The sequence below is a fragment of the Chryseobacterium sp. TQ-BC-N36 genome, assembly GCF_058382295.1.
In genome coordinates, this window is the sequence record NZ_CM178175.1 from 1,070,363 (window position 1) to 1,095,098 (window position 24,736).

Annotated in this window: 23 protein-coding genes; 8 read left to right on the forward strand and 15 right to left on the reverse strand. The window is 36.4% G+C overall.

The window, feature by feature from the left end:
* Positions 1 to 9 precede the first annotated feature (9 nt).
* Complete coding sequence (locus AC3FI7_RS04665; protein ID WP_491461547.1) at positions 10 to 972, reverse strand: hypothetical protein; 963 nt, start codon at positions 970 to 972, stop codon at positions 10 to 12.
* A 157-nt stretch (positions 973 to 1,129) separates the two neighbouring features.
* On the opposite strand from AC3FI7_RS04665, the gene AC3FI7_RS04670 reads away from it, so the two are divergent.
* Positions 1,130 to 1,630 carry a hypothetical protein gene (locus tag AC3FI7_RS04670; RefSeq protein WP_491461548.1) on the forward strand — a complete coding sequence of 167 codons (501 nt, stop codon included), beginning with the start codon at positions 1,130 to 1,132 and terminating at the stop codon, positions 1,628 to 1,630.
* A 43-nt stretch (positions 1,631 to 1,673) separates the two neighbouring features.
* Here AC3FI7_RS04670 and AC3FI7_RS04675 read toward each other — a convergent pair whose 3' ends face one another.
* Complete coding sequence (locus tag AC3FI7_RS04675; protein WP_491461549.1) at positions 1,674 to 2,708, reverse strand: threonine aldolase family protein; 1,035 nt, start codon at positions 2,706 to 2,708, stop codon at positions 1,674 to 1,676.
* A gap of 85 nt (positions 2,709 to 2,793) precedes the next feature.
* Here AC3FI7_RS04675 and AC3FI7_RS04680 point away from each other — a divergent pair, with 85 nt between their 5' ends.
* On the forward strand, positions 2,794 to 3,447 hold the full coding sequence (locus AC3FI7_RS04680; RefSeq protein ID WP_142722983.1) for a metal-dependent transcriptional regulator: 654 nt from the start codon (positions 2,794 to 2,796) through the stop codon (positions 3,445 to 3,447).
* Between the two features lie 314 nt (positions 3,448 to 3,761).
* Complete coding sequence (gene blaIND / locus AC3FI7_RS04685) at positions 3,762 to 4,490, forward strand: IND family subclass B1 metallo-beta-lactamase (protein ID WP_491461550.1); 729 nt, start codon at positions 3,762 to 3,764, stop codon at positions 4,488 to 4,490.
* Positions 4,491 to 4,542: 52 nt separating this feature from the next.
* Here blaIND and AC3FI7_RS04690 read toward each other — a convergent pair whose 3' ends face one another.
* The 4 genes from AC3FI7_RS04690 to AC3FI7_RS04705 all read right to left on the reverse strand — a co-directional run bounded on the left by AC3FI7_RS04690 (position 4,543) and on the right by AC3FI7_RS04705 (position 8,856).
* Positions 4,543 to 5,718 carry an aminotransferase class V-fold PLP-dependent enzyme gene (locus AC3FI7_RS04690; RefSeq protein ID WP_491461551.1) on the reverse strand — a complete coding sequence of 392 codons (1,176 nt, stop codon included), beginning with the start codon at positions 5,716 to 5,718 and terminating at the stop codon, positions 4,543 to 4,545.
* Positions 5,719 to 5,817: 99 nt separating this feature from the next.
* A complete protein-coding gene (locus AC3FI7_RS04695; RefSeq protein WP_002979280.1) occupies positions 5,818 to 6,957 on the reverse strand; it encodes a hypothetical protein in 1,140 nt (379 codons plus the stop codon).
* A gap of 24 nt (positions 6,958 to 6,981) precedes the next feature.
* Complete coding sequence (locus tag AC3FI7_RS04700; protein WP_142722979.1) at positions 6,982 to 7,884, reverse strand: TssN family type VI secretion system protein; 903 nt, start codon at positions 7,882 to 7,884, stop codon at positions 6,982 to 6,984.
* Positions 7,885 to 7,938: 54 nt separating this feature from the next.
* The gene (locus tag AC3FI7_RS04705) at positions 7,939 to 8,856 is read right to left on the reverse strand and encodes a type VI secretion system baseplate subunit TssG (protein ID WP_491461552.1); all 918 of its coding nucleotides are present in this window, start codon (positions 8,854 to 8,856) and stop codon (positions 7,939 to 7,941) included.
* A gap of 397 nt (positions 8,857 to 9,253) precedes the next feature.
* Here AC3FI7_RS04705 and AC3FI7_RS04710 point away from each other — a divergent pair, with 397 nt between their 5' ends.
* From AC3FI7_RS04710 to AC3FI7_RS04730, 5 genes are all read left to right on the forward strand, one after another.
* On the forward strand, positions 9,254 to 10,045 hold the full coding sequence (locus tag AC3FI7_RS04710; protein ID WP_142722977.1) for a S1/P1 nuclease: 792 nt from the start codon (positions 9,254 to 9,256) through the stop codon (positions 10,043 to 10,045).
* 324 nt (positions 10,046 to 10,369) lie between these two features.
* Positions 10,370 to 11,236, forward strand: coding sequence for a sigma-70 family RNA polymerase sigma factor (locus tag AC3FI7_RS04715; RefSeq protein ID WP_002979276.1), 867 nt, complete (start codon positions 10,370 to 10,372; stop codon positions 11,234 to 11,236).
* A 183-nt stretch (positions 11,237 to 11,419) separates the two neighbouring features.
* Positions 11,420 to 12,010, forward strand: coding sequence for a hypothetical protein (locus AC3FI7_RS04720; protein WP_491461553.1), 591 nt, complete (start codon positions 11,420 to 11,422; stop codon positions 12,008 to 12,010).
* A gap of 14 nt (positions 12,011 to 12,024) precedes the next feature.
* Complete coding sequence (locus tag AC3FI7_RS04725; protein WP_491461554.1) at positions 12,025 to 12,525, forward strand: GNAT family N-acetyltransferase; 501 nt, start codon at positions 12,025 to 12,027, stop codon at positions 12,523 to 12,525.
* An 18-nt stretch (positions 12,526 to 12,543) separates the two neighbouring features.
* Entirely contained in the window at positions 12,544 to 13,662 is a 1,119-nt protein-coding gene (locus tag AC3FI7_RS04730) for an FAD-dependent monooxygenase (protein WP_291897127.1), read from the forward strand.
* Positions 13,663 to 13,775: 113 nt separating this feature from the next.
* Here the strand turns inward: AC3FI7_RS04730 and AC3FI7_RS04735 are convergent, their stop codons facing one another.
* From AC3FI7_RS04735 to AC3FI7_RS04775, 9 genes are all read right to left on the reverse strand, one after another.
* Positions 13,776 to 14,240, reverse strand: coding sequence for a heme-binding domain-containing protein (locus AC3FI7_RS04735; RefSeq protein ID WP_142722974.1), 465 nt, complete (start codon positions 14,238 to 14,240; stop codon positions 13,776 to 13,778).
* 13 nt (positions 14,241 to 14,253) lie between these two features.
* Positions 14,254 to 14,880: a DUF3347 domain-containing protein gene (locus AC3FI7_RS04740; protein ID WP_491461555.1), complete on the reverse strand. Its 627-nt coding sequence runs from the start codon at positions 14,878 to 14,880 to the stop codon at positions 14,254 to 14,256.
* Between the two features lie 27 nt (positions 14,881 to 14,907).
* Entirely contained in the window at positions 14,908 to 17,658 is a 2,751-nt protein-coding gene (locus tag AC3FI7_RS04745) for a multicopper oxidase domain-containing protein (RefSeq protein WP_491461556.1), read from the reverse strand.
* A gap of 88 nt (positions 17,659 to 17,746) precedes the next feature.
* Positions 17,747 to 18,220 (reverse strand): DUF3347 domain-containing protein, encoded by a 474-nt coding sequence (locus AC3FI7_RS04750; protein ID WP_291897121.1) that lies wholly within the window; start codon positions 18,218 to 18,220, stop codon positions 17,747 to 17,749.
* 117 nt (positions 18,221 to 18,337) lie between these two features.
* Entirely contained in the window at positions 18,338 to 18,718 is a 381-nt protein-coding gene (locus AC3FI7_RS04755) for an HYC_CC_PP family protein (protein WP_228451178.1), read from the reverse strand.
* A 155-nt stretch (positions 18,719 to 18,873) separates the two neighbouring features.
* Entirely contained in the window at positions 18,874 to 21,111 is a 2,238-nt protein-coding gene (locus AC3FI7_RS04760; protein ID WP_142722971.1) for a TonB-dependent receptor plug domain-containing protein, read from the reverse strand.
* A 43-nt stretch (positions 21,112 to 21,154) separates the two neighbouring features.
* Positions 21,155 to 21,964, reverse strand: coding sequence for a 3-deoxy-8-phosphooctulonate synthase (gene kdsA, locus AC3FI7_RS04765; RefSeq protein WP_142722970.1), 810 nt, complete (start codon positions 21,962 to 21,964; stop codon positions 21,155 to 21,157).
* A gap of 586 nt (positions 21,965 to 22,550) precedes the next feature.
* Positions 22,551 to 23,078: a DUF1697 domain-containing protein gene (locus tag AC3FI7_RS04770; RefSeq protein ID WP_142722969.1), complete on the reverse strand. Its 528-nt coding sequence runs from the start codon at positions 23,076 to 23,078 to the stop codon at positions 22,551 to 22,553.
* Positions 23,079 to 23,190: 112 nt separating this feature from the next.
* Positions 23,191 to 24,684, reverse strand: a complete 1,494-nt coding sequence (locus AC3FI7_RS04775) for a DUF8728 domain-containing protein (RefSeq protein WP_491461557.1) — start codon at positions 24,682 to 24,684, stop codon at positions 23,191 to 23,193.
* Positions 24,685 to 24,736 lie beyond the last annotated feature (52 nt).

Genomic DNA, 24,736 nt, shown 5'->3' on the forward strand with positions numbered 1-24,736 from the left:
GGAGAATAATCAACTGGGATCTCTCAACCAGGGAGATTCCACACTCCAGAATATAATTTTTACGCCCAGATAATTTTCTGCATATTCTGTAAATTCTTCTTTGGTAAAAGGCTTTTTAGTTTTCGGATTTGTATACGTCAAAGTCGGCTCCTGAACGGCCATTGCTACCAGAGAAAGCTTTCCTTTGTACTGATTAAAAAAAGGATAAGAATTTTTCATTTGTGCTTTCTTACCCGGAACAATATCCGGTCCGCCCAGTCCTATATTATTTTGGTAAGCAAAATCGAAAAGTCTTGACATATACTGGTGATCATTTTCCCATTCGCACGGAAAGAAATTGACATATTGCAGAACGTAAGAATAGTGGAAAGCGTTTCTTGCAAACTTTAGATTTTCCAACTCAGCCTGAAAATAGCCATCGCAGCTAAATCCTGTTTTATCTTTTTTCATGTCAATGTCAATCGCCGTTTCCGGAAGATTAATTCCCTGGATTTTGCCGTCAAATTTCTTTGCCAGCTCTCCTATCAGTTTCTGAAATCTTTTTCGGACAGCCGGATTCCATTGCTGGGTTGCCCAACCGCTTCCCAAAGGTTTGTTCTCACCCGGATTATCATATTGAGGAATAAGCCCGCCATTATATTCTTTATCGTTCAAAACATAATCAGGAATATATCTTGCCTGTGGTTCAAAGAATCTGTCCTGAAGCTGGATAAATAATTTTCTATTGAGTTTTGTAAGATAATCCAGATCCTTCTCAATAGCAGAAAAATCATACACATCTTTTGTTTTTTCCAAAGCTTTCCAGTTATATACAATCTGTACACCACCAATATCTTCTCTTGTAATCATCTTTTCAATTCCATGCAGGTCTCCTGATGAAGTATAAATATAATTTTGAGGAGCCTGTGCGGTCACAAACTGTACCCCTAAAATAAAAAATCCCAATCTCAGCACTCTAGTCATCTTTTTCATTAAATCAATTTTCCATGGTCAATCATTTTTCATGCCTAAAAGCATTTACAAGTTTTAAGTCTGATGAAAATTATCCTTATTTACCAACAATTTTCTTTCATATATAAATACTATTGTTATTTTTGGAATACGAAATTTGATTTTAACAATTAAGGATATGAAAAAATTAATCTTATTGGGTGCTGTATCAGCTTTTTTAATCAACTGTAATAAAAAAACTGAGGCACCGGCTCCCAAGGCAGAGACTGATACCGTGGCTATTGCTGAACCTGTGGTAGATACACTTGGACCAAAATCGTTCTGTTATATCGGAGTAACCGGAAAAGACAGTGTTTTTGCGTCTATAGATGACAATTTAGGAACGATCACCGGGAAATTATCGTACAAAAACAGTGAGAAAGACAGTTCAAAAGGTGATGTTACCGGTTTCAAATCAGGAGATACGCTAAAACTGACATACGAGTTCGCTTCAGAAGGCCAAAAGAGCAAGAGAGATATTTACTTCATCCAGAAAGACAATACTTTAACGGAAGGAATTGGTGATCACAAAGAAGAAGACGGACAATCCAAATATGCTGACGAAAAGAAAATCAGCTATAAAGACGGACAGAAACTAACCGCTGCAGATTGTAAAATAGTCAGCAAAGCTTTAAAATAACAAGTGATTATAAATAAAAACAGCCTTCTTTCTAGGCTGTTTTTTATGTTAATTCTGTTTCTATAACTTCAATAAAACGATTTACCGCTTCATCCCCTGTATTCCAGGAAGTGATAAGACGAACCGCAGAAAAGTTTTCATCTACTTTTTTCCATACGTAGAATTCAAAATTTTCAGACAGCACCTCAATAAGATCGTTATTGAGAATAGGAAAAATCTGATTGGTATAGGTATCCGCAAGAAAAGCAGTACCCTTTTTCTGTAACGCTCTCTTAATTTTCATAGCCTGCTGGTTGGCATGTTGTGCCAGATCAAAATACAGATTATCCTTCATCAGTTCCATAAACTGAATTCCCAAAAGTCTTCCTTTTGCCAGTAACGCTCCTTTCTGTTTGATATTAAAAGCAAAATCCTCCTGTAGAACGGGATTATTAATCACAATTGCTTCTCCAATCAAAGCTCCGTTCTTAGTGCCTCCAAGATAGAAAACATCGGTAAGAGCAGCTACCTTTTCCAGAGTAAGATCACTGATTTCCGAAGTCAGACCATGTCCCAGTCTGGCTCCGTCCATAAAAAGGTATAATTTATTCTGCTTACAGAATGTTGAAAGCTCTTCCAGTTCTTTTGCCTGATAAATCGTTCCCAGTTCTGTAGAATTGGAAATATAAACCAATTTGGGCATTACCTGATGAGGAACATTTCTATGGTTTTCCAACACGGGAATGATATCCGATGGCCTCAGCTTCCCGTCTGTGGTTTCAATGCTCAGCACTTTATGACCTGTGGCTTCAATAGCTCCGGTTTCATTATTTAAAATATGCCCGGAAGAAGCGGAAATCACACACTGGTAAGGTTTTAAGATCGCTGAAATAACAATTAAGTTAGCCTGTGTCCCTCCTGAAAGCAAAAAAACTTCAGATGCTTGATTATTAATTTTCTCCTTGATTAAAGCTTTAGCTTTCAATGAATATTCATCTTCGCCGTAGCCAGCCTGCTGGTCAAGATTGTATTGTAAAAGAGCCTGTAAAATATTCGGGTGGCACCCCTCAGAATAGTCGTTTTTGAATGAAAATTTCATAGAGTAAAAGTAAAAAAAGTTAAAATAACAAGAGCCAACTTTTCATTTTATTTTGTTAGATTTGTATTGAAAATCATCTAACATTTTGAAAACAACCCTAACAGAAGAGAATTACCTGAAAGCTTTGTTTCATTTAGTTGACAATGAAGGAAAGGTTACGATTAATGAGCTCAGCAAATTTTTGAATGTAAAAATGCCGAGTGTCAATAATATGATGAAGAAATTTGCCGAGAAAAAATGGGTGATTTATGAGACATATAAGCCTCTGATCGTTACCGAAAACGGAAGGCGTGAAGCAGCCCTGGTGGTTAGAAAACACAGGCTTACCGAAATGTTTCTGGTTAAAAAAATGAATTTTGGCTGGGAAAATGTTCATGAGATTGCGGAACAGCTGGAGCATGTACATTCACAGATCTTTTTTGACAAAATGGATGAGATTCTGGATCATCCTAAGTTTGATCCTCATGGAGAACCTATTCCTGATAAAGATGGAAATATTATTGCCCAGGATCTGCAGAAATTAAGCGTCTGTGAACCGGGTGAAAATGTAACTTTTGCTTCAGTTACCCTTTCCGACGATGCTTTCCTGACTTACCTGAATGACAGGAAACTTCTCCTCAATACAAAAGTGAAAATTATAAAAATTGAAAGTTTTGATAAGTCGATGACCATAGAAATTGATGGCAAAACTGAAATATTAAGCAAAAAAGCCACTGAAAAAATATTGGTTAAAAAATAGCCTTTAACCTATCAAATATTTAAACCATTAAGAGACATTTAAAAGAATAAAGTAATGAAGATTAAACATTCTGATTTTAAGGTTAATGCAAAACTTATCTGACTTAATGGTTAAAAAACAGGTTCAGTTTAAAAATTCAACTTTAATTTTTTTAAATCATTAAAGAATAACATCTATTGGGTTATACTGTTAAAAAACGGTTAAACTCCTCTTCTGTAAATCCTGAAGATTTATTTTTAATTAGGTTTGCAAAATATTCTACTTACTTTGTCTTTTCTGACAAGTACAAACATTAATTATTACTTAAAAGAATTATGAAAAAAAGCATTCCGTTTTTTATTATTTCGATGTTGCTAAGCCCATTGACAAATGCACAAACCACGCAGGTAAGAGATTTTGTAATTGAGCCGCAGATTAAACCCAATTTTTATATTTACAAGACTTTTGGCGTATTTGGCGGAAAAGAATATTCGACCAATGCAGTGTATCTGGTGACTAAAAAAGGAGTTGTTTTGTTCGATGTTCCCTGGCAGAAAACACAATATCAAAGCCTGTTGGATACCATTCAGAAGCGCCATCACCTTCCTGTTATCGCAGTATTTGCCACCCACTCTCACGAAGACAGAGCCGGAAATTTAAGTTTCTATAACAATAAGGGTATCAAAACTTATGCAACAGAGAAGACCAATGAACTTTTAAAGAAAGACGGAAAAGCAACTTCTACTGAAATTATAAAAACCGGTAAGCCTTACCGTATTGGTGGAGAAGAGTTTATAGTAGACTTTCTGGGTGAAGGACATACAGTGGATAATGTAGTGGTTTGGTTTCCTAAATATAAAATACTGGACGGTGGATGCCTTGTAAAAAGCAGATCAGCAGCAGATCTCGGCTATACCGGAGAAGCCAACGTTGCACAATGGCCCCAAACCATGGAAAAACTAAAATCCAAATACGCCCAGGCAACCCTTATTATCCCGGGGCATGATGAATGGAAAGGCGGTGGACACGTAGAACACACTCTTGATCTTCTGAATAAAAAATAAACCTTTAGGGCCCCGGCGTTCGCCGGGGCCCTAAAGGTTTAAAAACAGTATGCTAAAGACTAATGCTTTTTAGAAACTGTACTACACGTTCAATTTCTTCCATTGTATTGAAATAATGAGGAGATAACCGGATAGCATGGTCTACCTCTTTAAAACTAAAATCAATTAACGCATCACCTTTACGGTTTTCCTTAAAAAATACATGGTTACCACTCAGAATCTTTTGGATTTTTTCAACCTTTCCGTCTGGCTGGCAGAAGGTAACAATACTGCCCAATCTGTTTCCTTTATCCAAAACGGTGAAACCACTATCCTTCAGATGGGTTCTCAGAGTATCTGACAATATACGGTTATAGCTCTCAATCTGGCTTACACCAATAGCATTCGCATAACGCAGCGCTTCTGTAAAGCCCAGCAGAGAAGCATATGGTCTTTCAAAAAGCTCAAATCTTTTAGCAGTATCATTGAGCACGAAATCATCAAAAGAAATCCATTTAGCCCCGATACTATCTAAAAATAAAGGATACATGGTATGATGTAAAGCTTTATCAGAAACATATAAAAAACCTGTTCCCCGGGGCCCCCTCATAAACTTTCTTCCTGTTGCTGTCAGAAAATCACAATGAATTTTTTCGACATCTACCACAATCTGTCCTACAGACTGACAGGCATCTACAAGGTAAAGAACATCATATTGCTTACACAGCTTCCCTACTCCTTCTATATTCTGAATAAGCCCGGAATTGGTAGGAATATGAGTAACAGCAATCAATTTAGGATTGTGCTTTCTGATTAAACTTTCAAAATCCTCAAGATCCAGCTCATGGTCGGGCAGATTGGCAGCCCTGATAATTTCAATACGGTATCTTTTCTGCAAAGAAATAAAAGCTATCTGATTGGATATATAATCATCATTGGTGGTTATGATGCAGTCTCCTTCTTTAAAATCAATGCTTGATAAAGCTTTGGCATAGCCATCTGTAGAACTGCTTACGAAGGCAATATTGGAAGGTTTTGTATTGATCAGCTTCGCTGCCTCTTCATAAAAGCGGCTGATCCTCTCTGAGTTTCGCATCACTGCTGCATAGCCTCCGATCTCCTGTTCTTCATATAAATACTTAACTGTACTATCCACAACGGACCTGGGCATTAATGACGCCCCTGCACTGTTTAAAAATATTTTATCCGAGCATCCCGGAGTCTCCTGTCTGATAACTTCTAAATTCATTTCTCTCAATCCTTACAGCAAATGTACTTTTAATTTTTTCTATATAAGACATAAAAAATCCCGGATTTTCACCCGGGACTCTATATTTAATAAGTGATTTTAATCTAAAACACTCCAGCCTCTCTTAGGATTTGTATTGGTAGAAACTTCCTGCTCGTTAACAATAATGTTTTCTTTTCTCTGGCCGATGTAATCCAGTTCGCTCAGTTTAGAGAAAATAGTCTCAAGGCTTCTCAGCATCTGCTGAATATAAAGCAAAGGTTCACCACAGTTATGATGGTCATAATTGGTCTCTGCTACAATAGAAAGCTGGTTCAGTAAAGTATGAGGGGCAATCTCACTCCACTCTAAACTGTAATTCAGCATTTCTTCCAGTTCTGCCGGAACCAGAAGCTGGGTGGAGTTGTATAAATGAAGTGCGAGCCTGGCAAAAGACTCAATCAGGAATACAGGCGGCTGCCAGGGGGTAATATTTCTGAACTGGAAATACATATCTCCAAAAGTATTGATCATCGTTGTACACAGGAACTTAACGTTTTGCGCCAAAGCCGTATTCTGATTTTTATGGGAAGCTTTCTGAATGATTTTAAAAGCATACTGCTGAAGGTTCCCGATAGACTTCGCATAGCTGCTGTAATAATCTACCAAAGCCGGATGGCTCTGTACAGAAGTACATGGCGGGATAAAGTTGGAATCTACCTGAGCAATATTTCCTTTTAAATCTACCTTCCCGATGATCAGATAATTTCCTCCCGAATAGCTGCTGTTCAAAGAGGTTACAGGAAGCAATTCAATGTGATGGTTAGGTTGTGCGCTAGGATGGCGTGGCGGAATTTCTTCAGGATCAATATCTCCAAAAGGTACTTTGTCAAAAGGATTTACAGAGATCAGGATGTAATATTCACCATCTGCCTGCTCTTCATTCATTGATTTGGCCAATGATTTTACACTGATCCTTCTGTCCGTAAGTTCAATACGGTATCCAGCCATCGTAACAGCGCTGCAACGTTTGATGACCAGCTGTACGTCATTGGTTGCCGTATTATGAACATCAAAAATGGTACGGTCTGTAAATTCATTGGAAATAGGCAGAAGCCCATAATTATATGTCGTGATTCCAAGGGAGTTGGAATCTCTGATGGTATCAATTAAGAAATTATCCTGATCATTAAGGTGTCTCTGGGAAACCTTCATCCCATCCACCCAGTTGATTGCAAAATGTTTAATAGGCTGTATCATGTTTAATACTTTTTAATTTTGTGTTTATGATTTTCTTGCGACTCCTTCTTCTTCATGCTGAATGACTCTCTTACAAATCACTACTTCATTTTCTGAAATATTGTTGGTGGTAATATCGTGGTCGAAATCAATATATTTTCTAAAGCTGAAAAACGATTTTTTCGTATAAAAGATCCAGTAATACGGCTCATTCCCTTCGTCTGAAAGATGAATGACAGATCCCGGATTTTTATGGTTATAATCATCCACAACCCTGTAGAACCAATCTCCGAAAGTAACCCCCGTAGGCAATGTTTTCGCTTTAATTCTGAAACGGTTGGTATCTTCAAGCTTTTTGCTCAGTTCAACATTTAATACCATTAATCTGTCAAAGTCTGCTCCCTCGAAATCAGGAAGTTTCTGTTCTGGAGAATATCTCCACGTTTTATAAATATCAAAAGGAATGCTGATAAACTGGATATAACAGTAATAAAACACCATAGGAACCACAAAGATCAGCATACTTGTAGCTGCCATTACAGCATTTCCCAATCCGTCACCCATCCACTTAAAAATCAGCGTAAAAAGATATCCTCCCAAAGCAATACAAGTTAATGAAAGTATAGATTCAAACAGAATACTCATAGCCAGAGATTCGATATGCTTTTTGAAATATCTGTGCAAAAGATTGACATGAATAATCCCGAAAATAAGATAAATGATCTGGGCAATAAGATACCAGTAGGGATTAAAAAGGTTTCCAGCAAATCCAAAAAAGCCCGGAATAGCCAGACATAAGCTGCACAGCAATACGTATACAATAATGACTTTAATTTTTATTGCAGGTTTATTTCTCCTGATTACCCCGAGAATAACCATCATAATAACTGCGATTAAAGGCATTAAGATATACCTTAAAAAAATACCTTTTACTGAAGAAATTTCCATTTGTTTCTTTTCGAATTTATACTTTGTTGGTAGTTGTAAATATAATAAAATAATTTAGAGGAATGTAGAGTAACCAAGGCGGCTGGCATTTCTTTCATCGTCCTGAAGACTGAATGAATATTCCTCTTTTTCTGTGACAAAATTTTCTTCCACATCCACGGTTACCGGAAGAAAATAATCATAAAGAGCCTGAAGTACATTTCTGAAAGGACTTCCAGGGATGTATCTTTTCATATCCCCATAAGGAATAGGACCGATATTGATTACCCAGTTCCGCTGTCCGTCCATATGCGGACCACTGGGGATATAAGTTACTCCCAATCGCGAATTTCCCAGCAACATGGAGTCATCATTTTTCTCAATCTCATCAATAATATTAGGTGAAAAAGTTACTTTTACCGGTACCTGCAGAAAAGCTGTCATACATCGTTCAAACCATTTTTTGTCGCCTCTGATCTGATGAAAGAAAGGTAAAATATACATGAATATATAGGCATTCTGCCGATCCAGCATTCTGATCAGGGGCCAGAGCTCACTTATCGTTTCCAGTAAAGAATCCGTATGGCTTGTAATATCAAATTCTGATTCCTTAAGCAAAGCACTGATCTCCGTAAAAAACACCTCCAGTTCAAAAGGCCGGAAAAACTTACGGGCATCATCCTCTACCCTTTTCTGTTTACGGATTTCTCTTACCACCGTATCAACGTTCTTTCTGGAAGCTCCAAGAGACGGCGGATGGAACAACCCTTCAGGAAGGTAATCATAAATACCCTCTCTGTAAGTTTCTATCGTAAATACCTCTTCGTCGAATCCTAAAAAACTGCTTGTGATACTTTTTATATCTTTAAGGTAAGCACGGTCGTTCACCCCAACACGTTCAATGAATATATTGCTTACCGCACGGTGGTACTTCAGCAGATTAACCGCCACGGCTTCAGCCTTAAAGTCTGTCTGCAGCTTATTGTAATGCATATCTACAATATTATTCTCATACATAGTGTTTCCTCTGATTATGACTTGTAAAGATAATATATCTCATAAGTTTGAAAAAATAATTTTACAATAATTTTATTCTAAAAATAGTAATTTATTGATATTAAAAGGAATTAATTGTGGGAAATTCCGTAAAAATACGGTAAATAAAGGGTTTACTTGTTTTTTTAAATTTAAAGCTTAATATTAAAGATCAGCCACTTATGATATTATAAGGCTGCCTATGAAACTGAAAAATTAAACTTTACTGTCAGCTGTAATTATTTTTTTTATTTAGATTAATTTTTATTAACATGATTATATGAATAAATTCGGGATTATCCATGCTCATTCCAAAAGCGGACCGTATCTTTGCAGACTGAAAATTGTTATTTAAATGAAAAGTATTTATTCTAAAATTTTGATTTTAGCATTCATGGCCTCTTCACTTTATTCTTATGCGTGGGGATTAACAGGACACAGAGTGATCGCAGACATTGCACAAAATCACCTTTCCCGCAAGGCAAGAAGAGAAATAAAGAAGATCATGGGAAAAGAGCGACTGGCTTATTGGGCTAACTGGCCGGATTTTATCAAATCTGATACAACAGGTGCATGGAAGCAGGCTTCATCCTGGCATTATGTCAACATTGATCCTCAGACTGATTTTAAAACTTTTGAACAAAACTTAAAAGCACAAGCAGGACCAAGCCTTTATACTCAGGTAAACACCCTGTCCAGTCAGATTAAAGATAAAAATACTTCTGAAAAAGACAGAAAGATTGCTTTGATCTTCCTTATTCATATTATGGGAGACCTTGCGCAGCCGCTCCACGTAGGAAGAGCAGAGGATTTAGGCGGAAACAAGATCAATGTCACCTATTTCGGCGAAAAAACGAATTTACACTCTGTTTGGGATGGAAAACTTGTAGATTCTCAAAAATACAGCTACACTGAATATTCTAAGCTTTTAGATATTAAATCCAAGGAAGAAGTAGCACAGATTCAGGCCGGAACTCTGGAAGACTGGTTGTACGATTCTCACAAAATCGCCAATAAGATCTATGCACAGACTCCTAACGATTCCAAATTATCTTACGACTATCAGTACAAGTTCAATGATACAATGGAAAGACAACTGCTATACGGAGGACTAAGGCTGGCAAAAGTATTAAACGAGCTTTTTTAGTTACGGGTTTCGGGTTTGTGGGTACTCAATATAACCTGAAATAGTACTTTTAGATATAAAAAACGGGACTTCGGTTTCGTTTTTTTTGTTTAGAGTTTAGGGAAATTATAAAGTTTGTAAATGAACTGACTTTTATTAGAATTTATTTTTTTAACAACAAATAAAAAAAACACAACAAACTCACTATCAATTATTTAATACAATCATTAAAAATCATTAATACTTTTTGCATTATACATTGTACAAAAAAAACTGAATCTTTTGTAACCTTTTTATCTTTTCATACGTATATATTATAGTAACTCTTTTTTGAGGATAAAATAAATGAGACAATTAAAAATCACTAAGCAGGTTACCAACAGGGAAACTGCTTCATTAGACAAGTATTTGCAGGAAATTGGTAAAGTGGAACTGATCACTGCGGACGAGGAAGTAGAATTGGCACAAAGAATACGTGCCGGCGACAGAGCCGCACTGGAGAAATTAATCAAAGCCAACCTTCGTTTCGTAGTATCTGTATCTAAACAATACCAAAACCAGGGTCTTTCTTTACCCGATTTGATCAATGAAGGTAACTTAGGATTAATGAAAGCGGCAAAAAGGTACGATGAAACTAGAGGTTTCAAATTTATCTCTTATGCAGTATGGTGGATCCGTCAATCAATTTTACAGGCATTGGCTGAACAGTCAAGAATTGTAAGATTACCATTGAACAAAATTGGTTCTATCAACAAAATCAATAAAGCATACGCTCACCTTGAGCAGGAAAATGAAAGACCACCTTCTCCGGAAGAATTGGCTGAAGTTCTTGACATGAGCGAGGAAGATATTAAAGAATCTATGAAAAACTCCGGAAGACACCTGTCTATGGATGCACCTTTGGTAGAAGGTGAAGATTCTAATCTTTATGATGTATTACGTTCAGGAGAATCTCCAAGTCCTGATAAAGATCTGATGCTGGAATCTCTACAGATTGAGATTGAAAGAGCATTGAATACTTTGACGCCAAGAGAGGCTGATCTGGTAAGATTATATTTCGGACTGAACGGAAAACACCCAATGACTTTAGAGGAAATTGGTGAGACTTTCGATCTTACAAGAGAGAGAGTTCGTCAGATCAAAGAAAAAGCAATTAAGAGACTAAAACACAACACCAGAAGTAAGATCCTTAAATCTTACCTGGGTAAATAATTTTAGCGTAACAAATTTTATAGGCGGAGTCTGTTTTCAGGCTCCGTTTTTTTTGGATGTAACATTTTTCAAAGTTTGCTCAACTAATTAAAATCATATCCTTTAATCACTCGTGATAGAATCGAAATGATTAATTTTAATTGATCTGGATATGATTCTGATTCTCAACCAAACAAACACCCTATGAAAAAAATATTTTTCGCTTCTGCTCTAGCCTTATCTACTCTTTCCTGCAGAGAAAATAAATCGCAAGACAATAATATTGTAGAAAAAGCAGCTGAGAACACAAAATCCGATATTCCTATAAAACGGCTAAGTAAAACCCAGGATATATTTGATGGCATCTACTATGAAAAAATCAAAAATAATCAAGAGCTCAAGAAAATAGATGAGAAAATATCTTTAATGCAAAAAGATGCTCACAAAATGCAAAGTATATATAACAGTATTATTTCTAACTCAGAAGATTATTATTTGATTGCGAAAAATGAGGCAAAGGCTATTAACGATTCGGTTTTAAGAAAGGAAATGACCAAGCTCATCAAAGAAAGTTCAGAAAATTATAGTCTGAACGTTCAAAAAATAAAAGAACTTAAGCATCAAATTAACAGGAATAAGCAAAGCATTTACAGTATATACTCCGCATTCAAAATAAGAAAAACGCTTCCCGAAATTGAAAAATACCAAAATGCTCATTCTCTGAAAACAGACAGTCTCAATCAATTTATCAACAAGCAGAATAAACTGCTGGAAGAATTGAAAAAATTAAAATAAACAGATTACATCTCATGAAATATACTACTCAATGGCTTACCGATAAAAGCCGCGTTAAAGAGCTCGTAGACTTTTTTATTACCCATAAAACAGATGCTTATATTTCTCATGGCGAAATGATGTCTGGAAGAGCTATAGATTCCCATCACTGGAATCCTGATCTTGAAGTGATTCTGACAGAACAATTGATCACCGATTTTAATTCTGACGGCAGTTCCAAACTGAATATTCTGATTGCAGAAAATGAAAACGGCGAAATTGTCGGCATGATGGTTTTTAACTTGATCAACAGTCCTTTTAAGAAATATGCAATTCTGGAAGATATGCTCCTGGATCAGTCTGTGAGAGGACAATCCCTTGGAAGTAAACTTTTGGAGAAAACCATTTATGAATCTAAAAGCTGGAATATCAGTTTTATCTTATTAGAAAGTGGAGTTAACAATCATGGTGCTCATAATTTTTTTAGCAAGTATGGCTTTAAAAAAGTATCTGAGAGCTATATTTTAACGCTTTAAATTAAAATCCTCAATCTAGTGGACACTATTTCAATCATCGGGGCCGGAATCGGAGGACTTACCCTCGGAAATATACTGAAACAGCATCAGTATGATTTCACAGTCTACGAATCGGCTCCTGAAATAAAACCTGTAGGAGCAGGGATAATGATGGCTGTAAATGCAATGCAGGTTTTTGATAAGCTGGGCTTAAAAGAAAAAATTGAAAAAGCAGGCAATAAAGTTCACAGAATTATTATTGCCAATGAATCTCTAAAGACTATTTCCAGAACAGAAGTTAAGGAGCTGGAAGCTCGGTATAATTCATGCAATATTGCTATTCACCGGGCTGAACTTCAGAAAATACTTGCTGAAAATTTAAATTCTGATTCTATACAGCTTAACCATTCATTACAAAAAATAAAAAAAGAAGCAAACTATATTTTAGATTTTGAAAATGGAAATCAGATTGAAAGTCAGATTGTTTTCGGAGCAGATGGTATAAAGTCGCTTATCCGCAATCAAATCCTTAAAACAGGAACAATAAGAAACTCCGGGCAGAAATGCTGGCGCGGTCTGGTAGATTTTGAGCTGCCGGAAAAATATCATCAGCAGGCTTTTGAACTATGGGGAAAAGGAAAACGCTTTGGTTTCGTAAAAATATCAGATAAAAAAGTATACTGGTATGCCTGTATCAATGAAAAAAGCTTCGGAAAATATCTTCAGGTTGCAGATATTTTTTATGATTTTGCTCCCATCGTCTTACAACTTATTGAAGCGACATCACAGGATAATATTATCTGTAATACAATTTCTGACCTCACTCCTATTCCCAAATGGTATACTGAAAATCTATGTCTGATCGGAGATGCAGCTCATGCCACTACACCTAATATGGGACAAGGTGCCTGTCAGGCTATTGAAGATGCTTATATTATTGGGAAGCTATTAGAAAAGAATCAGGATTTCAATGCGATTTTTAAAGCGTTTCAAAGCATCAGAAGAAAAAAGGTAAATTATATCGTCAGTACAAGTCATACTATCGGAAAAGTTTCTCAGTGGGAAAAAGGAAACTCCATACGTAATTTCCTGATGGGTTTGATTCCGGAAAGCATAAATCAGAAAATGGCAAAAAAAATTATAGAACTGGAAATGTAGAAAAAGACTTATATACCAGTAACAAGCAAGGGCGTCGAAATAAAGTTTATGTATCCATATATAAAGCCATCCCGTTTTCACAGGATGGCTTTTATTGTTTTAAGGGCTTATTTTTATTCTTTATTTTCAGTCTGCATCAGCTCTACCCACCGAACTATTTCTTCTACCTGCTTTTCGGAAAGTTTAGTTTCCGGGTGAAGATCAGTATAAGAGGTTAGCGGCATTTTTTTCTGTTGTATCTGGTGAACTATGGACTCTAATTTGCTGATCCGTTTCCGATGGCTGTAACGCCCCCACTCATTAAAATTCAATTCTTCTTTTCCTTTTTTTATATGTTTTTCAATATAATACCGTAAAGGCTGTATATAGGAATAGAATGGATAATGAGTAGAATTGCTGTGACAGTCATAACAGGATTGGCTCAAAACAGATTGTACATTCTCAGGTACTTTATAAACCTTTGAAATATCTGTTGAAGGAACCTGACCATAATCAATATTACGGGCAGGCTGAATGATCTGGATAAGCAAAAAGATGAGAAGAAACCCTAAAAATATGTTTTTAATATGACGGTTCATCTCTGGATACCTTTTAAAATACTTTCTTTACAGAACCACAGTTGATCATTTTCTGCCCTTCATATGGATTGATAATCTCTTCCGATTCACTGATCCAAATCCCTCCTTTTCCATTATTGTACATAGGACAGAAGTCCTGATATAGTTTTAATCCGCCGTTTCCCTGTTCTTTTATTAAATCGGTGATATCATTGCTAAGGGAAAGCAGATGCTCTCTCTGATGAGCTATATCATCAGATTTTTCTCCTATATGTTCTGCATTTTCTGCAGCACTTTCTAAAATATCACGCAATTCAGAATTGTTTTTTGCATCGGTTTTACTGATATCTATTTTCTTTACTATGGAAAACAGGTTTTTGGCCGCTTCGGAAGCTTTTTTAGAATCATCCTGAGCCAGCGCATTTTTTAGAGGAAGGTAGCCTTTGATGATTTGCTGAATCGGAAAAGCTGAAAGCTCATCTGCTTCTTTTTTATTTTCAGAGCTTTCTTTTACCGCCTGATTTGAAGTTTCACCAGGTTCAGTTCTGTCCATTGCTTTGATTTCCGGTTCTGCTGCATTCTTTTCTGGCATTTTACTATCGGGTTTATTACAAGAATATAATGCAGCACCCACAAACAATACGGTTATTATATTTTTCATTGTTTCTTAAATAATATGGTTAAAAAATTAATACGTTAAAGTGATACCTGCGCCCCAGCCCAGTTCATTATCATAGTTTCCGGAAACAGATAACCACTTTTGAAGAATATATCTCACTCCGGTTGAGAATTCTCCATCTGAATTGACACTGAAGTTCCCTCTCAGTCTTCTGGAAAGCGGTATATCTTCACGACTCAATTCCAGTAAGACTTTTCCATTTTGATCTACACTTGCGTCAGCAGTGATCAACATTGGCAGCACATACTGCATACCTACCATGAATGCAAACTTGTTTTTAGACGCTTTCTGCTGTCCGAACCAGGTCTTTTTACCATGAAAATCTATCCCCATATCTTCTGCCATCTGTCTTTCCATGATCTCATGATTCTTCTGAACCCTTATTCCTGCATACGGAAGTGCCCATTGGAATTTTCCTAAAAAACGTCCTACTTTCGCACTTCCTTCGAAGTGATCAAAATTCCAGTTAGAATGAAACTCATTAAGGTTAGCCCATCTCGGTCCGAACATTGTCATCGTTTCTGCATGAATCTTATTGCTTGCTACATTCAGCATAGCCATAGAGCTGGTCATTTTGTTGTCCTGTATAAAGTTTTTCCAGGCCAGTTTTCTGTTTGGAAGCTGTGGGTTTGGTTTTGAATTTTCATAGCTGAAGATCCTTCCCATTCCTGCCATCATATGGTATAAAATATGGCAGTGGAAAAACCAGTCGCCATCCTGATTCGCGGCAAATTCTATCGTCACAGTTTCCATTGGCATGATATCCACAACATTTTTCAATGGGGAGTACTCTCCTTTTGAATTGATTAATCTGAAATCATGGCCATGAAGGTGCATCGGGTGGCGCATCATAGAATTATTATACATCTTAATTCTGAGAACCTCTCCTTTTTTAATCAGAATTTTATCGGTCTCTGTCACGGTTTTATTATCCAGCGTCCAGAGATAATGGTTCATATTCCCCTCCAGTGTAAATTTCATTTCACGAATGCTGTCTGTCGGAAGGATGGTTTTCTCGGGAGATTTTAAAATATTGTAAGACAGTCTCTTAATTGTTTTTTCTTCCTTCATATCCATTCCTGTGTGTTGGGAATGGTCCTCTTTCTTATCTTCTTTTGTTTTCACACCCATCATCTCATTGATGTGCTTCATTGTAGTTTTTCTCTGATTTTCAGACAATTCCGGATACATCACTTCATTCATATCCATCATCTGATTTCCCATCGTCATATTCATTGGCTTCATATTGCCACTCATTTCCATCATACCGTTCATCATTTTCATTCCTTCAAAAAGCATAAGCCTTGGAAGATTGGGAGCTTCAACCTTTTCACCGGAACCCAGCCAAAGGGAAGCGTGCCCTATTCTGTCTTCTGAGGTCGCCCGGAATTCAAAGCTTTTATTTTCAGGAATGGTAACTTCAATATCGTAAGTCTCGGAAACTCCTACAATCAGACGGTCAACTTCTACAGGCACCACATCATTACCATCATTTCCCACTACTTTTATTTTTCCTCCACCATAATTCAGCCAGAAATAAGTAGAGGAACCTCCGTTGGCAACCCTGAGCCGTACTTTATCTCCCGCTTTTAGATTTGAATAGTTTGAACTGGGGGTACCATTAATCAGGAATTTATCATAGTAGACATCACTTACATCCATTGCTTCCATCCTTTTCCATTCATTCAGAGCTTTTGTTCCAAAATTTCCGGACTTAATCGCTTCCCAATAACTCTGTACGGCATTTTTCTTTACCGCATACCAGTCTGTGTTGGCCATATGAAGTCTCCTTGCAATCTGCATCGGATCATCATCACTCCAGTCTCCCAATAATACAGGAATTTCGGCATTGTACTCTGTTTTCGGTTCACCTTCTCTTTTTTTGAAGACCAGGATTCCATTCATTCCTATCTGCTCCTGAAGGGCTTCATGAGAATGATACCAATAGGTTCCGTTCTGAGAAATTCTGAATTTGTATAAATGAGTTTCTCCAGGTTGTACAGGTTTCGTGGTAAGATATGGAACTCCGTCATGTTCATTGGGGAGAATCACACCATGCCAGTGAAGTCCGGTATTTTCCTTCAGCATATTATGCAGGTAGATTTCAGCAGTATCTCCTTCTGTAAAATACAGGGTCGGAGCCTGAAGTTTCCCGTTGATCGCAATAGCTCTTCTGTTTTTTCCTGTAAAGTTGACAATCGTATCTTTTACATACAGGTCATAACGAACTGTTTTTCCTCCAAAAGTAATTCTTCCGTTTTCAGAGTTTCGTTTTAAAACTGAACTTTCTTCTTTTGAACTTCCAGCTTCTGCGTGGGTATGGTCTTCTTTTTCTATCAGATCCATCCCACATTTAGGGCACTTTCCGGGCTTGTCTGAAACCACCTCAGGGTGCATCGGACAGGTGTAAATAGTTTGAGCCTGTAACTCGGTTTTAGACTTCGATGGGTTTAAATTCTGAATTTTAGCCTGCACAGCATCATTAACCTTTTTATCTTCTGCTTTTTTCTTATTTATTTTTGTTTCTGTAGGTTTCGCTTTAGCCTCTGTTTTAGAGATAGGTTTTACTTCCGGCTTTGTTGCTGCTTTGGGTTTTATAACCGCTGTTTTTTTTACGAGGGTCATGCCGCATTTAGGGCAGTCTCCTGGGTTTGAGGAAACCACTTCCGAATGCATCGGACAGGTATAATACGTTTTCGTAGTTTGTGCGAAAGTAAAAACAGAGAACAAAAGCATCAGAAACATTATCAGTTTTTTCATAACATTTCGAACTTTTAGAAGCTGCATAGCTTAAATATAATTATAGATTAAGCTATGCAACTTGTTGTTTTTAAAAACAATACAATAATTATTTAATTTCTGACTTTACACTTCCGCATGAAAGCATAGTTTTCCCATAGTACGGGTTAGCGATCTGTTTTTCATCGCTTAGCCAGCTGCCATCTGCCATTGGGCAATATTGTACATAGACTGGCTTTTCAGAAAGTTTGAACTCTTTGGTCAAAGCAATCATATTGTCCGAAAGATTAAAAAAATTCTCTCTTTGGGCTGCAACAGTTCTTGCTTCAGAAATAGAAGAAGCATCTTTTCTGAGGATATTAAGATTCCCTTCAGAAACTACTTTATAGTCGATGGCTGAAGCTGTTTTAATAAATTCGGTAGCTGCTTTTGAAGTTTTATCAGCATCATCTGAAGCTAAAGCTGATTTAATAGCGATATAGTTCTGATAGAGCTTAGTAACCTGAGCATCCTTTTTAGATTGTGCTGATAATGAAATGATTGAAAATAAAGATAAGGCTGCTGTGATGATATATTTTTTCATTGTTTTAAATTTTAGAATTAATTTTTAATAAAGAATGGATAGCGCATCAGTAAATGCGTCAGGACATGTCGCCCGTAACGGTATACAATTGATGATACCGGAAACGACTGACGGATTCTAAATTCTAAAATTACAATGATTGATGTAAATAGGTACCGGCCGGTATTCGGGCGGTGCATTGATCTGAATCTGAGTAAACTTGGTTGCCGAAAAAGACTTATCAATAACTGCAAACTGATGTTTCACAGGAATTTCTGAAATCTGACCTAAAAAATCAATTTTTAGCAGATCTGACTTCTGAGAATCATCCACTTTTACCACTTTGATCTCTGTCTTGCAGCATCCTTTTTTGTTTTTGACACCGCATTTGGCACAGATATCTTCTGTCTTGTGGCTTACAGAAACCAGTTCTTTCATGCAATAATGAATACTGAAAGCTGCTCCGGAAGAAAATCCGAAGTAGAAAACAGAAAACAATATGGCAAGAATCTTTTTCATTGGTAAAGCAAATTTAAAAATATCTGTGACACCATTGTTATAAAATTTGGTAATGTTGTTATAAAATTCGGGCAAATAAAAAAACTTCCGAATTTTCGGAAGCTTTATTTATTTCATATGGATTAAATTTACAATTCAATCTCAGTTTTGTATTTTTAAAGTTTGAATTCCAGCTTTACATTAAAGAAACGTCCTGTAAGACGCACCGGAACAGGATACATATAATTGGTATTATAATCCGTAATCCATTGATTCGCTACTGTGTTATTAATGTTGAATGCATTGAAAACCTGAACACCTAATGTCAGTTCTTCAAAATTACCCCAGAATCCTGATCGCTTATTTTTTTCTTTTGGATCAATAAATACCTTTGTCAGTCCTAAGTCTACCCTTTTATAAGATGGAAGGGTTTTCTGATAGCTGTATGCTGACGTAAAGTCCGGCTGGCCATTACTGTCGAACATCACAGGAGCTCCTGTTGGTAACCCCATCGCATAGACAAGCGTAAGATTGACACGCATAGACGGAAAGCTTGGCATATAATCCTGATAGAACATGGCAAATCTCAATCTCTGATCTGTAGGTCTTGGAATATTTCCTCTGCCATCAATATTTTCGTACACTCTCGCATAACTCGCAGATAGCCATGAATCTACTCCCGGAACAAATTCCCCAAATAATCTGGTGTCGATACCATATGCATATCCTTTGGAATTATTCTGTCCGGAATAACGGATTCTTACATTATCCATGTAATATGGAATCAGATTGTCCATTTTTTTATAATAAAGCTCGGTTGTAAGCTTAAAGGGTCTGTCATACATCTGAAACTCATAATCATTGGCAAGAATCACCTGAATAGAGCGTTGCGACTTAATATTGGAATTGAAATTACCATCAAGGTCTTTAATTTCCTTATAGAAAGGGGCCTGATAGTAGATTCCTCCTGAAATTTTGAACAACATATCGCTGTCCCAATCCGGTTTTATGGCAAACTGAGCCCGTGGTGAGAATATTGTTTCTTTATTGAAACTCCAGTTAGCAACACGTACTCCTGCATTCACAAATACTTTACTGGCGCCCCAATAAAATTTCTGTGAGTATTGAGCATAGGCAGAAAGCCTTGTAGGTTCAATATTATTTTGTCCGGCAATATAATAAGCAAGCTTAAGATCTCCGGTAGTTCCTGTTCTGGGATCAATCACCTCTGGTCTTGGAATGCTGTATCCTGCTGAGTCTACCAATTTCCACTCATTGGTAAGGTCTTTCAGGTTTTCTTTTTCATATTTGAATCCAACTTCAAAATCAGTATTGACATTAGGAGAAAATTTGGCTCTGAACTGAGTCCCGTATGTTCTGACAAACAAATCATTTCTTGCATGCTCTATCTGCCCTCCAACATCAAAAGATGTCACAGGCTGCTGCGTCACAGGATCAAAGGTCTGCAATTCATATCCTGAATTTATCGTATAATATTCTCTTTCTCTGTTCTGATAGGCAAAAGCATCCAATGTAAGCTTCCATTTGTCTGTCGGCTTATAGTTCATGGAGAAAGTACCCATCATATTCTTGTACTGGTCATTTTCTTTACCGGCATAGCCTATATCTACTGTAATAGGCTGCTGAAGGCTTCCGAAAGTAACACTTTTTGCTCTGGGAATCATCTCATAATCATTCTTTGAATAATATCCGATGAATGACATGGTGAATTTATCACTGACATGATAGTTCAGATAAGACTGGAAATCCCAATAGGTTGGGTTAAAGTCTGTATCTTCTTTTAATGTATTGAGAACAAGGTTCGTATTTCTGTATCTCCCTGAAAATAGGGCGGTAAATTTTTTATTTTTTGAAGCCAGACCTGTTGTCAGTCTTCCCCCGATTAAACTTGCCTCTCCCGAAACTTCAAATTTTTCAGGTTCACGGTAATAGATATTTAAAGCAGAAGACATCTTATCCCCATATTTAGCTTCAAAACCTCCTGCAGAGAAATTCACTGTAGAAACCATATCAGGATTGATGATACTCATCCCTTCCTGTTGTGAGTTTCTGATCAGGAAAGGTCTGTAGATTTCAATATCATTAATGTAAATAAGATTTTCATCATAGTTTCCGCCGCGGACCATGTATTGGGAAGACAGCTCGGTATTGGAATTTACGGAAGGTAGTGTTTTAAGTAATCCTTCAATTCCACCGTTGATAGAAGCCACAGATTTTGCTTCTTTTGCTGAAATTCTCACATTGGTAAGGTCGTTTGTTCTTCCTGTTGCTTTTTTCTGGAAGACAACTTCCTCTATATCGGTTACTTTAGTGGTCGCTGTATCCTTTTTTCTTTGTTGGGAGAAAATCAGAAAAGGGACCATAAGGCTTAGCGGTAAAACTAGTTTTTTCAAAAGAAATGTTTTAGAATTTCTAAAATTAATGTTTTTTTAACAATTACAAAATCGATTCTCTAATTCTTGTCAATTTTTGTAACAAATCTTCTAATAAATCTAATCTTAACATATTGGCTCCATCAGATAATGCTGTTTCCGGTGTAGGATGTGTTTCAATGAAAATTCCATCTGCTCCTACTGCAATTCCTGCTTTGGCAACCGTTTCAATAAGCTCCGGTCTTCCTCCTGTAACCCCAGAACTCTGATTAGGCTGCTGTAAAGAGTGGGTCACATCCAAAATAACGGGAGCATATTCTCTCATGGTAGGAATTCCTCTGTAATCCACAATCAGATCAGTATATCCGAAAGAATTTCCTCTTTCAATAATTGCTACTTTCTGATTATCAGAATCTGTAACTTTCTGAACAGCAAATTTCATTGCTTCCGGTGAAAGAAACTGGCCCTTTTTCAGAGTAACACATTTTCCCGTTTTAGCTGCTGCTACCAAAAGATCGGTCTGACGAACCAGAAATGCAGGAATCTGCAGTACATCTACGTACTGAGCTGCCAATGCCGCATGTTCATTTTCATGAATATCTGTTGTCGTAGGAATGTTGAATGTCTCTCCTACCTTTTTAAGGATTTCAAGGGATTTTTCTTCACCTATTGATGTAAAAGAATCTACACGGCTTCTGTTAGCCTTTTTGAAGCTTCCTTTGAAGATATAGGGAATATTGTATTTATCTGTGATACTGATTACTTTTTCTGCAATTCTCAATGCCATATCTTCCCCTTCAATAATACAAGGTCCGGCAATAAGGAAAAAGTTTTTGGAATCTTTGTGCGAAATATTATCTAAATACTGAATCATTTTTGATGTTATTAAAAAGTTCAGTAAAAATACTGAGAAAGTTTCAGACTTGGAAATTATTTGAGGAGAGAGTGTGTTTTGATGTCTTGGTTTTAGGGAAGGTAGTTGTCATATTTTATTGATTAAGTTTCTGAGGATAGATTCTTGGCGGAAGACAAATCAGCGTGATAAACTAAATCTTGAAAGTTTTATTTCCCACAGATGTACACAGATATTTGTGGCTATTTGTGTAAAAATCAGTGTTATTTGCGTTTATAAATAGTCAGAATATCCGCTAAACTTGCCAGAGAATATGTAGCATACAATTTTATCGGAAATAAAATCTTTGCGCCTTAAAACATCAGATATTCAAAAAAATTAGTGCCCTTGCGATTTCCAACATAAAACTTACTTTGTTCACGATGATAAAGATGACTGATATTTTAGATTTTGGCTAAAGCCAATGGAATTTTGATTAAAAAAAGAACGGGCTAAAGCCCGTTCCTATTGAATTATATAAACTGTTTTATCTTATTGACAATACAATATTTATTAATGATCTTGGAATGCTATATTGTGTTGTACTGTATTGTATGCTGATAAAGATCTACTCCATCTTTTTCAGAATCTTCTCAAATGTATTGATATTCCTGCTTGTCATCTTGTCTTTAAGGCTTTTCTTACCCAGCACTTTTCCGAAGGTGGAATCCAGCGTATTTCCCTTCGGAACCTGCCAGTAAAATAAATCATTGATAATTTCTGCCTTTTCATTTTCTGCCTTGGCTGCCTTTTGGAACTCATCCATCAGAACCTTTTCCACTCCGGGAATTCCAACAAAACCATAAATATGAAAATTTTCATTCTTATCGAAAGGAATGCTGTTCCAGAACACTTCTGTTTCCTCTTTGGATTTTATAAACAGAAATGCCTCATAGGAAAAATGTTCTGACATCGCTTTTTCAAGAATTGCTTTTAATTCCTCAGCATTTTTATCGGACGAAAAAACAATATTTCCAGATGCCAGTATTGAACTTACGTCTTTCATACCGGCCTTTTTAAAAACTAGGCATACATCCGCCATTTTCATGTTGGTTCCTTTTACGTTGACACCACGGAGAAAAGCACAGTATTTCATTTTTTCAGGGAGTTAGGGTTTAAATGATAGATTACAGGTTTTAAGTTTAATGGTAAAAGAGTTAAGAGACTTCTTATTTTAAAATTTTTAAATCCTTAAATATTTCAATCTTTTAATCAACTCTAATGTACAAATTATAGTCTGTTCCGGAAGGCTTAAGATGGTATATTCTTTCTAAAATTTTATTGTCACTTTTCAGATGATCTTTCACTCTGAACTCCTTCAAAAGTTGATAATGGGTTTGATAATAGATTGAATTGGCATCATTACCTTCATACAGGTTTTTGTAGGAAAGAAGATATTTTGGTTTTCTTGTTTTTACCGTGTTGATCCAATAATTCACTTTATCTTTTTTAATTTCCTCCTGAATCTGTTTATCAACCAAGCCAACCTCATCAATTGTTTTCAATCCTGAAAAATAAGGAACATAACCAGCTGGCTCCAATAAGATCCACTGATTTTTATCTTTTTCATATTGATTCAAAAATGTACCAATGGTTCTGCGGTAGTTCCATTCTCCGTTTCCTGTTGCAATGGAATGAACGGTTTGAAAAACAAGCATTGGAAAAATATAGAATATAACCAATAATGCCAGCCAAAGATTTCTTTTCTCTTTCTGTTCCAGTACAAAAATAAGAATCGGTACAAAAAGCAAAAGCTGCGGCACCCAATAGTACCAGTCGAACAGACTTTTTTGAGAAATGAATATTATTTGTTTTGCCCATCCGAAGAGAAAGATCATCCACAAAAAATAATTTCTCTTCTCTCTCTGTCTGATAAGATAAATAAAACAAAGCAGTTCAAAGATCAGTACAACAATGGTCAGAGGATTAAAATCTCCGGGAACTTTCAGCATTCCCCAGAAATTTCCGAAACTCTTAAAAAAGTACCCGATATGCTGCTGTATGGTAAAGTCTTCACTGTAAAGAAGTTTTTTTGCCGTAATGGTATTGTTCACCAGTTCACCAAAGTAAAACCAGTTGAAAGCCACTGTTGAGAATACCCCCAGAACACCTCCAAAAATATAATTCCATCTTATTTTTCTGTTCCAGAAAACATCTACAAGGAAGACAATTCCAAGAAATATTACTGTATCAATCCTTGTAAACATGATTAATACCGGAAGAAGTGTCAACACCCATTTTTTTCCTTTATGGAATCCATAATACAGTAGAGACATCTCAAGGAAAAACAGGATTCCATACTCCATGCCAAGGATTGAAATTTTAATGGCTGGTGGCAAAATACCGATCAGAAATATAAAGACCGCCTTATGCCATGGGTTTTTAAGCACCAAATGAGACAGCAATAAAGTTCCTATTGTGAATAATATAGAATTAAAAATCAAAAGAGGTTCAATGAAGTTTTCTTTTCCGAAAACAAGATTGAAAAAATAAGACACAAAAACATATAAATGTGTTGTAGATGCAGAGATTTTAGTATCTCCATTGAATCCGATCACTCCATAATCCAGAAGGTTCTGAGCGACTCTCCAGGTAATAAATGCATCCTCCTGAATATAATGTGTCCATAAAAAAAGAATTTTAAAAGCAACTGTAGCAATTACGGCATAGATGGGGAACCTGCTATTATTTGTTTCAGCCATTATGTATTTTTAGTTTCACAAATATAATCTTAATATTCAGGATTCCCAATAA